Below are 12,853 nucleotides of genomic sequence, written 5' to 3'. Positions count from 1 at the left end.
GGATATTATACCACTACTCTTTACTCAGAGCCAAAGCTCATACATCGTCAACAACTTGCAAAAAGATATATTTGATATTTGGTGTATATGCGGTAGAATCTGTATACGCCCAATATCTTTTTCTACTATTCGTTGTATGTGCGTTCACAAGCGGCATTCCGTCTGCATCCTTTGCTGTTACAATGGTCGTATGATTAAATCGTCCATCTCCCTCAAAGTCATAGCATATAATATCACCTAACTTCAATTCTTCTGGTCGATTCACTTCAACTGCCCGCAATCCTACCCTTGCATTCGGTAAATACCACCGGAAGGAATGAGCAACGGTCCAGCTGTATGTCCAACTATTGTTTTGCATCCACCAGCCCTTGGAACGGTTAGGATACCCTGTCATCGGTGCCCCTCCAGCACGAAGACATTGGGATATATAGTTCGTACAGTCGTTCGTAAACTTACTAAATCGCGGATTATAGCTATTCCACCATGTTTCCGCATATTTCACAGCACTTAAACGGTCGTAAGCAAATTTTACTCGTTCATCAAATACATCATTAATACTTGCTTCTGCTTTTTCTACTGTAAAGTCTGGAGCAATCTCCTCATCATCAACCAATGTTCCTTTATAAAATTCAGCTTTTCTTTCCTCTATTTCTTCCTCTATATATAATGTTCCCTTATGGTTAATCAAGTACTGAAAGTGAACCTGGTAATAAACGTGAGCGATATCTGCTACCTGTTCTATGTTCTGTATCTTGCCGCTAGCTTTGGCTTTAACAATTTCACCTTTTCTTTCCTCTAAACCTTGTTTCTTCATCTTTATTTTCTCGCATTCCTCGTTAATATCTCGTGTATTTGTTACACATTGCTTGACCCTTTTCTCGAGTAACACTTGAAGCTGTTTTCTCACCTTTTTCACTCCCTTCAAGTAAACATATGAAGAAGTTGAAAAAAAAATGAGAGTAACGAAGTACTCTCACTGAATGAATGATAATCCTTTATTGATTTCGTCAAGAACCTCTTCGTCCTCTTCTTTTTGCTTTGCATTATTTAAGGCATCCGCTGCCACTAACCCACCAATTTTCCCTAAAGCCCAAGCAGCCGTTCCTCTTAACACTGGCCTTGGATCTTTTTTCATGACTTGGATTAAATCCTCAACAGCTGTCTCATCCTTGTAATGAGCAAGTGCGATAATGGCATTTCTCTGAATGGGCTTTTTCCCACGCCAAGAGCCCGATACATGTCCGAACTTTTCTTTAAACTCCCGATTACTCATGAAAAGTAAAGGACGTAAAAGGGGTTTTGCAATCTCTGGATCAGGTTCCATTTCTTCATGAAAATGAAAATCCTTTCCTTTATTTTTAGGACAGACTGTCTGACATGTGTCGCAACCGTACAATCGATTTCCAATCTTTCCTCGAAATTCGTCTGGAAGAAATCCTTTTGTTTGTGTTAAAAAGGCAATACATTTGTGTGAATTTAGTTGTCCGCCTTGAACAAGTGCTCCTGTTGGACATGCATCTACACATTTATTGCAGTCTCCACACCCATTTTCAATCGGCTGATCTGGTTCAAACGGGAGATTTGTAATCATTTCCCCTAGGTAGACGTAGGAGCCAAACTCAGGAGTAATAATAGCACAGTTCTTCCCACTCCAGCCAATCCCTGCACGTTCTGCTACGGCTCTATCAGCAAGCTCTCCTGTATCCACCATTGATTTTACAAGAGCACCTGGAACTCTAGAATGGATATAATCCTCAAGTTTTTTTAACCGATCACGAAGGACTGTATGATAATCCGTTCCCCAAGAAGCTCGACAAAAGATACCTCTTCTCTCTCCCTTTCTGCTTTCCACTCTTATCTTCATTTTTGATGGATAGGCTAGTGCTATGGAGATAATAGAAGCAGCCTCTGGTAAAAGTAAAGAGGGCTCGACTCTTTTATTAATATCGGGCTCCTCAAAACCCGACTGATACTCTAACTCTTGTTGCCTTACAAGTCGGTTTCTTAACTCAGAAAACGAAGATGCCGATGTAAAACCAATTTTATCAATTCCAATCGTTTTGCTAAATTCAATAATATCTATTTTTAATTGATGATAATTCATGCGTCTTCACCTCGTTCCATACTTACAAATACGAAATCACTGCATTCTATGATAAACTATTTTAAACACTTTTTGGAGGTGGAAAGTTTGGAAATATCGATTTCTCCTGAGCTCCTCTCACTGGTCCCAGGTTTTAAAATGGGCGTCATCACATATAAAGATATTGATGTTGGATCCTCTCCCCAAATGCTAAAAGGTAGATTGCAGCTTTTTCAAGAATCATTATTCTTCGACTTAGAGGAGAAGCAACTATCTGATCTTAAGGGAATTAGTGAGTGGAGGTCTATTTTTAAGAAAACCGGAAAGGACCCTAATCGCTATCGTCATTCAGCTGAAGCTTTATACAGACGTGTCAAAAAACAAAATTACATACAAAGTATTAACAGTGCCACAGATTTAAATAACTTCCTCTCATTGAAGTATGAGATTCCTTTAGGTATCTATGACACTAGTCAGCTTATTGAGGACATTATGATTAGATTGGGATCGGAGGATGAAGTATACGAGGGGCTTAATGGCCGTAGTAATTCTCTTTACCAGCTTATCATTTCCGCCGATAAAAAAGGCGGGTTCGGCAGTCCGTACGTTGATTCTCTGAGATCAGCAGTGACAGAATCAACTAGAAATGCACTCCACCTGATTTATTTACGTCCGTCCATAACAATGGATGAAGGACAACTTTTGACACAATCCATTATGAACATGTTTATACAAATTCATGGTGGGGTGGGGGAATGTCGGGTGATAGGTGAGTAAACAGAACAGGAACTCCCCTGTAATTAGCAGGGGAGTTGTTTTTAAAGTAGTCGTTTCTTGTAAATGTTTATTAAACATCAATTATTAGTCCTCGATTAGATCTTTTTTTTCTAGAATTAGGCTTACGCCTGTTAAAATTACAGCACCAAAGACCATTAACGAACCAATCCATGCGGTATGAATCAATCCCATCTGTTCGGTTATGATTCCGCCAACATAAGAACCAACGGCTATCCCTGCATTAAAAGCAGCAATATTTATCGCTGATGCCACATCTACTGCCCCAGGAACGAAGCGTTCTGCAAGCATAACTACATATACTTGAAGGCCTGGAACGTTCATAAAGGCAAAGAGCCCCATGAAAATAATCGTGATTATTCCAATCACTTTGAACGGAGCAGTAAAGCTTAATATGAGGAGAATTACTGCCTGAATGAGAAACATATAAAATAAAGACTTGAGCGGCTTATGATTTGCTAGTCGACCACCTATCACATTTCCAATCGCAATGGCAATCCCATATACGAGTAAAACGACAGCGACTAATTCCTCTTTAATACCTGTAATGCTTTGAAGCAAGGGAGTTAAATACGTAAATACTACAAATGTTCCCCCATATCCTAATGCCGTAATAATAAACATTAATAACAAACGACCATTTCTAACTAGTTTAAGTTGATCATGGAATGTTGTTTTTTGCCCTCTAGGTAGTTCGCCCGGAACGAGAATGCTATTGGCAATCAGGGCTATTATTCCGACAATAACAATAGCAACAAATGCTGATCGCCACCCAACCTGTTGGCCGATAAAGGTACCTATAGGAACCCCGGTAATCGTTGCAACCGTGAGCCCTGTAAACATAATAGAAATGGCACTAGCACGACGGTTTTCTGGAACTAGGCTCGCTGCAATTGTTGAGCCAATTGACATAAATACACCATGGGAAAATGCTGATATTACTCTTGCTGCAAGTAAAACACCTATTGATGTTGCAGAAGCTGCTAGACTATTGCCGATGATAAAAATGAGCATAATCCAAAGCAGCAGCTTCTTTTTCGACATACTCGATGTTATCGAAGTTAAAACTGGCGCACCTACCGTGACTCCTAGTGCATATAAGGAGACTGTTAGGCCAGCCATTGTTACAGATATTTGTAAATCCTTTGCAATGAGAGGAAGCAACCCAACACTAATAAATTCGGTTGTCCCTATTGCAAAAGCACTAATTGCTAACGCTAATAAAGCAAATGTGCTTCTCTTCTTATCAATATTCATTTCATTTCCTCCAATTTATTTCCGTTGTATGTTTCCTTGGTGTATTTCATCAACAAATGCTATTATGATTCATAGAGTTCTAATTGGAAAGAACGCACTTAAAAGTGATATAGGTACCTATTAGTAAGGTAGGTACTTTTTAGTACCTATAGAAAGGAGTATGAAAATGGAGAAAAAGAAGTACAACATTGCTGTGGAAGCAACATTAGAAGTAATTGGGGGGAAATGGAAGTGTGTCATTTTATGCCATCTTACACATGGAAAAAAGCGAACTAGTGAATTGAAGAAATTAATGCCAAATATCACTCAAAAAATGTTAACACAGCAATTACGAGAGTTAGAGGACGACGGAGTAATCAACCGTATTAGTTATAATCAGGTTCCCCCTAAAGTGGAATATGAACTTAGTGAGTATGGAAAAAGCCTGCAATCTATTTTAGATTCGTTGTGCGCATGGGGAGAATCTCATATTACAAAAGTGTATGGAGATAAACATGATGTGTTAGAGGAAAGTATTTTAAATCAAAAATAGCAACAAATTCCCTCCTAAATATGGGGGGATTAAAAAACGCAGTACATCGTTTTTATAAACGGCATACTGCGTTGCTTATATGTATGGAGCGGGTGATGAGAATCGAACTCACGACATCAGCTTGGAAGGCTGAGGTTTTACCATTAAACTACACCCGCAAATATGTGATTCATATTTGGTACTTTTATATAATACAAAGATTCCTGAAAAAAATCAAGTATTTTGTCGAACTTTTTTCATGTATGTGTTTATCATATTTACCTGGTTGTTCTTGAGTTTTGAAAAAGAAAGGATGTTTAATAATCAATGAGGAAAAGCAATCCATTCAGACTTATTCCCTAAAAGAAAAGGCAGGATCATTCCTTCAGCAAATAACAGGGTGAGAGAAATACTTGCTGATTGGCAGATGGGGAAATAACCGATGAATCATCTTCGGCAACTGATACCGACTTAAAAAAGAAGCACCCTACCTGGCTTACTGGCGCTCCTTTCAGTAGTATTTTTCGTATAAGTTCTTTACCTTTATAGATACTATGAATAATAACTAAACTTGATAGAATGGAACAAATTATGTTTTTAGAAATAAGACTTTTCACTAACCGTAAATTGTTGAATAATTTCTCTATTAGGTTCATAACCAATTCCACACTTTTCTGGAACGGTGATTTTTCCATTTTCAACGACAACTTCCGGGTCAATAATGTCTTTCTCCCAATAACGGGAAGAAGCAGCTGTGTCACCAGGCAGTATGAAATTCGATAAGGTTGTTAACGCATTAACTTGTGCAGCTGCTACGGTCGCTCTTGTCTCTAGTGTTATCGTAACACCGTGCAGCTTTTGCAACTGATTCCGAGATTTCATTGATCTTTTCTATAAGTTCTTTCATGACTTCGTTTGTTTGTGCCCGCAGGTCGATGTTAAAGTTCGCATTTCCGGGAATAATGTTTCCAGAATCACTACCAGCGTGGAACTTTGTCATTTTAGCGGTATATGGAATCATCGGATCCAAATGGATGCCTTTTATGGCTTGAATGAAAGATGAACCCACTTCTATAGCATTCTGGCCAAGATGAGGACGTGCTCCATGTGCATCCACACCAATAATTTTTCCATCCAAAAAGGCTGCTGCACCATAATAAAGGGCAGGCACTGAAGAAGACGGTAGAAGAGATTTTGATAATGTTATTGATAAAATCGAGTTTTTATGAAAGAACCACCTTAAGTAACATGTTACTATATAATTAAATATGCTTTAAAAGCGCTCCCTTTGACGGAGTGCCTGGTATTTTTCATGTAATTTATCTAGGAAGTTATTTAGTGGTTGTAGACTGTGGCGAACTGCAACCTTTTTTATCTCTTGATTTTTCTCTCTGTATAACACCAAAGATATTAGAAGTGCAGCATACTTTCCAAAACTCTCTACTATATCCAAGGCTATTTTCACTTCATCTTGTTGCCATTCAGATAAGTGTTCATAGTCCTCACTATCTTCAGCAATTAATAGAGCCTCTTGTGAGATATGGACGATTTCACCAGTATCTAGATTAAGAAATGATCGGTTATCATCCGATTGCATTTCCATTCCCTCTACTATATCTTCAAGCTTCACCCTCATAGACATTTATCGCTTCTAAAAAATAGTTTCGATTAAATCCTTCATTCTAATTTTCTTATCTAACATTTTGAATTCCAATATTCCACAAAAGCTTGATAACCTTTTTCAGTTATAAAATATGGAATCAACTGCTCTCCCTTTAGCTTATATGAATAAATGGAGGGTTTACCCAACCGAAATGCTTTTTCTATTCTGTGATTGCCATCTATGATAGAAAATATTCCAGGACGGATTTCAGCTTGGACTATAATACTATCTATATTAACTGTAGGTAAATGGTCTTCATTTAAAGATGAATGATGTCCATGCCACTTAAACCATTCATTAATATCTACGTATTCTTTATCAACAACTAGTTTCCCACAATGAATGTCTTCCAATATTCTAGATATATTAAAATGAAATACTCCATTTCGAAATATTTCATCGTTTTCCTTAGCAGGACAAGGAACATATAATTTCTTTAGACGAATTTTTCTTGATTGAGTCATCAATTCTATCCCCTTCCAACTATCAAGAACTCCTTCAAATGATGAATCGATGATATTACTTCAAGAAACTGTCTGCGTTTCTTTGAAATTTCTACATACTCCTCGTATATCAATTCTTCATAATCAAAACTTTGGTTGCTATCAATTGTATCGTAGTATTTTTTGTATAAAACGTCCATTACAGCTTCATTCTTTTGTAGTTTTTCTGATACAAGGAATTTTTGCTCCTTGTCTCCCTGATACACATAGATTTCTGAGCTAAGTTCATCTCCTCCTCCCATAATATACCGGGAAAGTTGATATTCAAATAAAAGTAACTTTCATGCTCCATATAAATAATCATACAGTTTCTAACAGCTTTAGATAAACGATGAAAATCCCGATCATAATCGGAATTTGACTTAGTATTTATTACTATACCTGCTTTTTTACACTCTTTACAAAGATGTTCACGGTGACCTCTACCACTAAATTTTTCATTAGGCAGAAAGTCCCCACATCCTTTGCAGAAATGGCCTCGTTTCTTACTTCTCACTCATAAAACTCCCCATTAATATTGTCCCTTGGCACTCTGCAGACTGCCTTTTCGATTCATTCGTTTGCGCCGCGGTCCCAAATTCTTGTTCTTATTTTCCTTCTTCTTCCCCATTACTAATAACCTCAAATCTTTATTCACTATTGCAGCATTGTTCAAACAGATTATCTTTTTCTAGCAAAAGCGAAACTCACTTTTTCCAGTTCATCTATAAATGCCGGACGCCTTTTATTTTTTAGTTTTAGCTCATCAATGATGTCAGTTGGCTGTCCTAGACTACAAGCCTTTCTATATTGTTTTATTATGGAAGCAACGCTTTGATATTGCTTCCGATTAGAAGCAGCTTCTGCTTCCTTTCGGATATATTCAATAAAAAGATTGTTCACCTCATAAGGGTATCTTTCTTCTAAATAGGGATAAAGTTCTGTGATCGTGGATGCCTTGGCTTTACAATATTCAAGAATATGCTCCGTTAAATTTTCTTCTTTTATAATAGAAAGGTATGTGTAAGAACGATTCTTTTGGCTTTGGAACCAGGCAATTATATTTTTTAATTTTACTTGCCATTCATCCGGTGAGTAAAGTCCTTTTAATTCTGCATAATAGTTAAAATCGTCGTGTTGTAAAAACTCTAGTGCTAGTCTTTTTTGTTTATCAATGTCACCCATCAGTTTATACGCTTGATAACGATATTCTTTAAACTTTTTAACAGATCCATTCCACTGGTTTGCTGCCTCTCTTTCCCCATCTAATGCAAGCTGAATGGCTTTGTTATATTCTCCTTTTTGCATTGCTTTTGTAATTGCCTGTTCACGAAAATAGGGGTGAACAATATTTTCTTCAATAAATCGTTCCGCTTTTTCATCCTCATCAAAATTTTCAATTATCTTTAGCTGAAGTTTTTTCAATTCAATTATTTCATAACTCGAACGCCAAGAGTCTGTAGATACGGTTTTCATCATTCTTGATAACTGGTCTTCTAATGTTCTGCGCAATTCCTCTGCTGCACAAAAGTGCACACATACCCTTAATAAATCAATACGCCACTCACACCAATCGTCATATCTTTCGTTCATAGCTTCTTTAATCAGCGTCTCAAAAAGCTCTGCTTTTTCATGTAATGGGAATTCATCTATTCCCTCACAAATAGCCCGATCAATCGTTTTAATACTCCAAGATATGACCATTCCAATTGAACCACTTGAATCATCTGCGTATTCTAACATTTCAACCGCATTCGCTAAGACGGTTATTCCTAATAAAACAGCTGTTTTGTAATTTCCTTCATCCGCTTTCGTTCGGGCTTTTTCCAAGACCATATCAGCCCCCTCAAGGGCGTAATCAACATGATTCCATTCGATATAGCCCTTTCTACTAGCTCGACGTATATATTCTTTAATTAATCGATCACTCGATAAAAGTTCATTTTCACTTTTTGAATAGATAAATAATAGCCTTTTTTCAATATCCTGGCGTTCATCCGCAATTTCAAGAAGGATACGTATAAGTTCCTCTTTATCTAGACTTTGTAGCAGTGAGGGCAAGTCCTGCTTTATTTCCCCTGGTATAGGAACACCCTTCTGCTCGCGAATAGCAAAAAGGACTGCTGCCATATGTTTGCATAGTTGATCGTAGTCGTAAGGACAGTCGCACGTAATTTCAGTAACATCCTCATTCTCACTTATAACCACATGTACATTATACATTTCCGTACCGTCGACGCTTGCGACGTAATGATGTCCATCATCTGTTTCAAGACTAGTAATCAATTTACTGTGATAATAATCCAGGCCACGCCCAAGAATATGCTCCTGAAAGTAATTTTCAAAATTTGATAAATGCATCTCATTACACCCCTAGTGAAGATTTATTTCGTTTTTTTCAAACTCATTGAATCATCGTTTATCATTAAAGAGTTCACAGGCACCAAAGTACCCATGTAATTAAGGAACCGTGGGAAGAGATGAGAAAAGACAATTGATACCTATGAAAATTTACAGGCTTATTTGAAGTTAAGATCATTGTGGTTTATGATATATGAAGGTTCGTATGCACGAACATCGACGTCAGCATCAGTTATTCGCGGTGCTGGTGGCTAATTTAATACTTGCAAGAAATAAGTAACTCACATTACTTTGCGGCCAGGTTATGTTACTTTTTTATAAGTAGATAGAAGTTTTAAGTCGCTTTGTAATAGTCTTATTATAATAATTGGTTACTCTAAGCGTAACTGTTCACAAACTTAACTTCCTGAATTTATATTTACAACAAAATAAGCCCAGTTAACTTTAGCTGGACCATGATAACAGTTATTTGAATTTCACCAGTAAATTATATGCTGCTGACATTTCCTTGCAGACTTTTCATCAATAATAACAATACTCACACCTAGTTCCTTTGCTCCAACGATTACTTCTAGCTCTCCTCTATGCAAACGTCCATAAGACTTTACTACAAAACCTTGATCTTTTACTTCATGGACTTTTATTAACCCCTTAGCCACAGCATCTCTTAATTCTTGTTTCCCGATTGCTTGTTCACTACCTTGTTTCACAACTTCATTATAAACTTCTTGTGGAATATAGATATCAAACAGTTCCCACAGAAGATCAAGACGACCAATGATAGATAGCCCAATAATAGGACTAGTATTACAAATCGCTTTTATCTTGTTTTCCTTTACCATCTTCTTTTAGAATAAAATCAATCGTTTCATCATCTTGCTTTTTATTTTCCTCTGTATACTCTGCCCAATGAATATTATGATTAATTAAGATTTGAATAAAATCTGATATGCTTTTACCACCCAGTTCAGCTGCTCGTGCAAGTGTTATTTTTCTCGCAGTAAACAAATACAAGGCTAGTGATATATTAACATCTTCATCAATTGAATTTACATGTGCCCCTTTTAGAAAAGGTAAGAATTCAGGATTAATTCCAACTTTTGCTTTTGATTCATCCATAGCCAATGGTACATTCCTCCCTTGAACTCCTTCTATCATTATATTATAACAATTAATGAATACTAACAAAAGAAATCTATTCGTAAAAGTCATAAAGTTACAAAAAAAACAATTAACCATGTTCAAAATAAGACCCATTTAGTTGAAATAACATCTCCGAATTGTATTTCAGGTCGGATTTCAGCTTGGACTAAAATACTATCTATATTAGATAGACGATGAAAATCCCGATCATAATTGGAATTTGACTTAGTATTTCTTACTATACCTGCTTTTTTACACTCTTTACAAAGATGTTCACGGTTACCTCTACCGCTAAATTTTTCATTAGACAGAATAACCCCACATCCTTTGCAGAAATGGCCTTGTTTCCTACTTTTCACTCATAAAACTGCCCATTAATAGTTATTCAAACCTTACCTAATTATATTTTATCACCTTCGTAAAACCCATACGCTATTAAGCATTACTAATTTTTCTTGTGTAAAATTTATGTAAAATGATTTAAAAACCTACCTTAGTCAGCCGTCTTTCCACAAAACAAAAAACACTCACAAACATTGATATATCAACATTTGTAAGTGTTTTATCGTTTGTAAAACGAACTCGTTTTCACCTAAAGATACCGGTGGTCGGGGTCGAACCGACACTCCAGAGGAACACGATTTTGAGTCGTGCGCGTCTGCCAATTCCGCCACACCGGCATAATTCAATTGTAAGGATAGCTATTTTGCTTCGCAAAAAGCATTGGATATTTTACTTCGTAAAAATCCTTGGTGCCGAGGACCGGAATCGAACCGGTACGGTAGTCACCTACCGCAGGATTTTAAGTCCTGTGCGTCTGCCAGTTCCGCCACCCCGGCGTATCTTAGGTATATTATAGTAATCATGGATATAATAATTGGAGGCGGCAACCGGATTCGAACCGGTGGTAAAGGTTTTGCAGACCTCTGCCTTACCACTTGGCTATGCCGCCAAAACTTGGAGCGGAAGACGGGATTCGAACCCGCGACCCCAACCTTGGCAAGGTTGTATTCTACCACTGAACTACTTCCGCAAATGGCTGGGCTAGCTGGATTCGAACCAACGCATGTCGCAGTCAAAGTGCGATGCCTTACCGCTTGGCTATAGCCCATTGATTAAACTTCATATAATCAAAAAATTCTTTTATATAAATGGGGCGACTGATGGGAATCGAACCCACGAATGTCGGAACCACAATCCGATGCGTTAACCACTTCGCCACAACCGCCATTATTAAAAGTTGGCAGGGGTAGTAGGAATCGAACCCACACCAAAGGTTTTGGAGACCTTCGTTCTACCTTTAAACTATACCCCTAAAATGGTGGAGGGGGACGGATTCGAACCGCCGAACCCAAGGGAGCGGATTTACAGTCCGCCGCGTTTAGCCACTTCGCTACCCCTCCATATGAATTTAATATATTCAGATACAACGAGATTGTTCGTGAATAGTGGTGGCTCAGGACGGAATCGAACCGCCGACACAAGGATTTTCAGTCCTTTGCTCTACCGACTGAGCTACTGAGCCACAATATGGCGGTCCCGACCGGGATCGAACCGGCGATCTCCTGCGTGACAGGCAGGCATGTTAACCGCTACACCACGGGACCAGAAATTTTTCAAGTTTCCTTGAAAAATTTAGATTGCGGGGACAGGATTTGAACCTGCGACCTTCGGGTTATGAGCCCGACGAGCTACCAGACTGCTCCACCCCGCGACAATAATATTAAATGTTTTTCACTTTCGTGAAAGGATAAATATTTTTCGCTTCACGAATTTTTTTTGGTGGAGGATGACGGGATCGAACCGCCGACCCCCTGCTTGTAAGGCAGGTGCTCTCCCAGCTGAGCTAATCCTCCGAAATGGAATGTTATTTTCATTTCGCGAAAAAACTTGGTTATTTTCACTTCGTGAAAAAACTTGGTGACCCCTACGGGATTCGAACCCGTGTTACCGCCGTGAAAGGGCGGTGTCTTAACCGCTTGACCAAGGGGCCAGTATAATAATTATGGCGGAGAGCAAGGGATTTGAACCCTTGAGACAGGTTTTGCCCGCCTACACGATTTCCAATCGTGCTCCTTCGGCCACTCGGACAGCTCTCCTAATGGCTCCACAGGCAGGACTCGAACCTGCGACCGTTCGGTTAACAGCCGAATGCTCTACCAACTGAGCTACTGTGGAATAATTAGATAAAATGTTACCGCCTGGCGACGTCCTACTCTCACAGAGGGAAACCCTCAACTACCATCGGCGCTGAAAAGCTTAACTTCCGTGTTCGGTATGGGAACGGGTGTGACCTTTTCGCTATCGCCACCAGACTATTTATGCGACACTATTTTATTATAATAGTTTTTCGCAATTTTTCAAGAGAAATTTTTAACCATTCTCTCAAAACTAGATAATATTTTGAAGAAGAAAGAAATACGTTTCATCAATATTTGGTTAAGTCCTCGATCGATTAGTATCAGTCAGCTCCACACGTCGCCGCGCTTCCACCTCTGACCTATCAACCTGATCATCTTTCAGGGATCTTACTAGCTTGCGCTATGGGAAATCTCATC

At 38.4% G+C, this 12,853-nt stretch carries 11 protein-coding genes, 16 tRNA genes, 2 rRNA genes and 1 pseudogene; 2 read left to right on the top strand and 28 right to left on the bottom strand.

What is annotated here, in order from left to right:
- Positions 1-37: 37 nt before the first annotated feature.
- Together ACFFHF_RS14055 and queG are read right to left on the bottom strand one after the other, a co-directional pair.
- Positions 38-907, bottom strand: a complete 870-nt coding sequence (locus tag ACFFHF_RS14055) for an amidase domain-containing protein (RefSeq protein WP_377058439.1) — start codon at positions 905-907, stop codon at positions 38-40.
- A gap of 66 nt (positions 908-973) precedes the next feature.
- Positions 974-2,104, bottom strand: a complete 1,131-nt coding sequence (gene queG / locus ACFFHF_RS14050) for a tRNA epoxyqueuosine(34) reductase QueG (RefSeq protein WP_377058438.1) — start codon at positions 2,102-2,104, stop codon at positions 974-976.
- A gap of 87 nt (positions 2,105-2,191) precedes the next feature.
- On the opposite strand from queG, the gene ACFFHF_RS14045 reads away from it, so the two are divergent.
- Positions 2,192-2,860, top strand: a complete 669-nt coding sequence (locus ACFFHF_RS14045) for a B3/B4 domain-containing protein (RefSeq protein WP_377058437.1) — start codon at positions 2,192-2,194, stop codon at positions 2,858-2,860.
- An 84-nt stretch (positions 2,861-2,944) separates the two neighbouring features.
- On the opposite strand, the gene ACFFHF_RS14040 is transcribed toward ACFFHF_RS14045, so the two are convergent.
- Positions 2,945-4,135 (bottom strand): MFS transporter, encoded by a 1,191-nt coding sequence (locus tag ACFFHF_RS14040; RefSeq protein WP_377058436.1) that lies wholly within the window; start codon positions 4,133-4,135, stop codon positions 2,945-2,947.
- A 166-nt stretch (positions 4,136-4,301) separates the two neighbouring features.
- Here ACFFHF_RS14040 and ACFFHF_RS14035 point away from each other — a divergent pair, with 166 nt between their 5' ends.
- Positions 4,302-4,667, top strand: coding sequence for a winged helix-turn-helix transcriptional regulator (locus tag ACFFHF_RS14035; protein ID WP_377058435.1), 366 nt, complete (start codon positions 4,302-4,304; stop codon positions 4,665-4,667).
- Positions 4,668-4,751: 84 nt separating this feature from the next.
- On the opposite strand, the gene ACFFHF_RS14030 is transcribed toward ACFFHF_RS14035, so the two are convergent.
- The 25 genes and pseudogenes from ACFFHF_RS14030 to ACFFHF_RS13910 all read right to left on the bottom strand — a co-directional run.
- Positions 4,752-4,825 (bottom strand) — tRNA-Gly (locus ACFFHF_RS14030).
- Between the two features lie 418 nt (positions 4,826-5,243).
- Positions 5,244-5,811, bottom strand: a pseudogene (locus ACFFHF_RS14025) (peptidase dimerization domain-containing protein); the annotation flags it as partial.
- A 108-nt stretch (positions 5,812-5,919) separates the two neighbouring features.
- The gene (locus tag ACFFHF_RS14020) at positions 5,920-6,288 is read right to left on the bottom strand and encodes a hypothetical protein (RefSeq protein ID WP_340902711.1); all 369 of its coding nucleotides are present in this window, start codon (positions 6,286-6,288) and stop codon (positions 5,920-5,922) included.
- Between the two features lie 53 nt (positions 6,289-6,341).
- A complete protein-coding gene (locus ACFFHF_RS14015; RefSeq protein WP_251629276.1) occupies positions 6,342-6,773 on the bottom strand; it encodes a hypothetical protein in 432 nt (143 codons plus the stop codon).
- Positions 6,774-6,778: 5 nt separating this feature from the next.
- The gene (locus ACFFHF_RS14010; protein WP_160548960.1) at positions 6,779-7,054 is read right to left on the bottom strand and encodes a hypothetical protein; all 276 of its coding nucleotides are present in this window, start codon (positions 7,052-7,054) and stop codon (positions 6,779-6,781) included.
- 418 nt (positions 7,055-7,472) lie between these two features.
- On the bottom strand, positions 7,473-9,152 hold the full coding sequence (locus ACFFHF_RS14005) for an SWIM zinc finger family protein (protein WP_160548961.1): 1,680 nt from the start codon (positions 9,150-9,152) through the stop codon (positions 7,473-7,475).
- Positions 9,153-9,628: 476 nt separating this feature from the next.
- Complete coding sequence (locus tag ACFFHF_RS14000; RefSeq protein WP_377058434.1) at positions 9,629-9,994, bottom strand: PIN domain-containing protein; 366 nt, start codon at positions 9,992-9,994, stop codon at positions 9,629-9,631.
- A complete protein-coding gene (locus ACFFHF_RS13995; RefSeq protein WP_340906163.1) occupies positions 9,960-10,271 on the bottom strand; it encodes a UPF0175 family protein in 312 nt (103 codons plus the stop codon). The genes ACFFHF_RS14000 and ACFFHF_RS13995 overlap by 35 nt, the downstream gene beginning before the upstream one ends.
- 623 nt (positions 10,272-10,894) lie before the next feature.
- Positions 10,895-10,975, bottom strand: a tRNA-Leu gene (locus tag ACFFHF_RS13990).
- A gap of 70 nt (positions 10,976-11,045) precedes the next feature.
- Positions 11,046-11,134, bottom strand: a tRNA-Leu gene (locus ACFFHF_RS13985).
- Between the two features lie 39 nt (positions 11,135-11,173).
- Positions 11,174-11,247 (bottom strand) — tRNA-Cys (locus tag ACFFHF_RS13980).
- Between the two features lie 6 nt (positions 11,248-11,253).
- A tRNA-Gly gene (locus ACFFHF_RS13975) sits at positions 11,254-11,328 on the bottom strand.
- Positions 11,329-11,331: 3 nt separating this feature from the next.
- Positions 11,332-11,406, bottom strand: a tRNA-Gln gene (locus ACFFHF_RS13970).
- 41 nt (positions 11,407-11,447) lie between these two features.
- Positions 11,448-11,523, bottom strand: a tRNA-His gene (locus tag ACFFHF_RS13965).
- Positions 11,524-11,536: 13 nt separating this feature from the next.
- Positions 11,537-11,610 (bottom strand) — tRNA-Trp (locus ACFFHF_RS13960).
- Between the two features lie 4 nt (positions 11,611-11,614).
- A tRNA-Tyr gene (locus ACFFHF_RS13955) sits at positions 11,615-11,698 on the bottom strand.
- Between the two features lie 46 nt (positions 11,699-11,744).
- Positions 11,745-11,820 (bottom strand) — tRNA-Phe (locus ACFFHF_RS13950).
- A gap of 6 nt (positions 11,821-11,826) precedes the next feature.
- A tRNA-Asp gene (locus ACFFHF_RS13945) sits at positions 11,827-11,902 on the bottom strand.
- A gap of 33 nt (positions 11,903-11,935) precedes the next feature.
- A tRNA-Met gene (locus tag ACFFHF_RS13940) sits at positions 11,936-12,009 on the bottom strand.
- Between the two features lie 66 nt (positions 12,010-12,075).
- Positions 12,076-12,151 (bottom strand) — tRNA-Val (locus ACFFHF_RS13935).
- A gap of 62 nt (positions 12,152-12,213) precedes the next feature.
- Positions 12,214-12,288: transfer RNA gene (locus tag ACFFHF_RS13930), tRNA-Glu, on the bottom strand.
- 13 nt (positions 12,289-12,301) lie between these two features.
- Positions 12,302-12,394: transfer RNA gene (locus tag ACFFHF_RS13925), tRNA-Ser, on the bottom strand.
- Between the two features lie 3 nt (positions 12,395-12,397).
- Positions 12,398-12,473: transfer RNA gene (locus ACFFHF_RS13920), tRNA-Asn, on the bottom strand.
- Positions 12,474-12,494: 21 nt separating this feature from the next.
- A 5S ribosomal RNA gene (gene rrf / locus ACFFHF_RS13915) occupies positions 12,495-12,610 on the bottom strand.
- A gap of 120 nt (positions 12,611-12,730) precedes the next feature.
- Positions 12,731-12,853, bottom strand: a 23S ribosomal RNA gene (locus ACFFHF_RS13910); the annotation flags it as partial.

Source organism: Robertmurraya beringensis (assembly GCF_042433785.1).
Taxonomy (GTDB): domain Bacteria; phylum Bacillota; class Bacilli; order Bacillales; family Cytobacillaceae; genus Robertmurraya_A; species Robertmurraya_A beringensis.
The sequence above is the reverse complement of the archived record's forward strand: the minus strand, read 5'-3'. Positions and strand labels throughout refer to the sequence as shown.

Coding starts and splice junctions, on each gene's coding strand:
- ACFFHF_RS14015 (WP_251629276.1), bottom strand. CDS start 6,773: ATGACTCAATCAAGAAAAATTCGTCTAAAGAAATTATATGTTCCTTGT.
- ACFFHF_RS13995 (WP_340906163.1), bottom strand. CDS start 10,271: ATGGATGAATCAAAAGCAAAAGTTGGAATTAATCCTGAATTCTTACCT.
- ACFFHF_RS14010 (WP_160548960.1), bottom strand. CDS start 7,054: ATGGGAGGAGGAGATGAACTTAGCTCAGAAATCTATGTGTATCAGGGA.
- ACFFHF_RS14040 (WP_377058436.1), bottom strand. CDS start 4,135: ATGAATATTGATAAGAAGAGAAGCACATTTGCTTTATTAGCGTTAGCA.
- ACFFHF_RS14005 (WP_160548961.1), bottom strand. CDS start 9,152: ATGCATTTATCAAATTTTGAAAATTACTTTCAGGAGCATATTCTTGGG.
- ACFFHF_RS14020 (WP_340902711.1), bottom strand. CDS start 6,288: ATGTCTATGAGGGTGAAGCTTGAAGATATAGTAGAGGGAATGGAAATG.
- ACFFHF_RS14035 (WP_377058435.1), top strand. CDS start 4,302: ATGGAGAAAAAGAAGTACAACATTGCTGTGGAAGCAACATTAGAAGTA.
- ACFFHF_RS14000 (WP_377058434.1), bottom strand. CDS start 9,994: ATGGTAAAGGAAAACAAGATAAAAGCGATTTGTAATACTAGTCCTATT.
- queG (WP_377058438.1), bottom strand. CDS start 2,104: ATGAATTATCATCAATTAAAAATAGATATTATTGAATTTAGCAAAACG.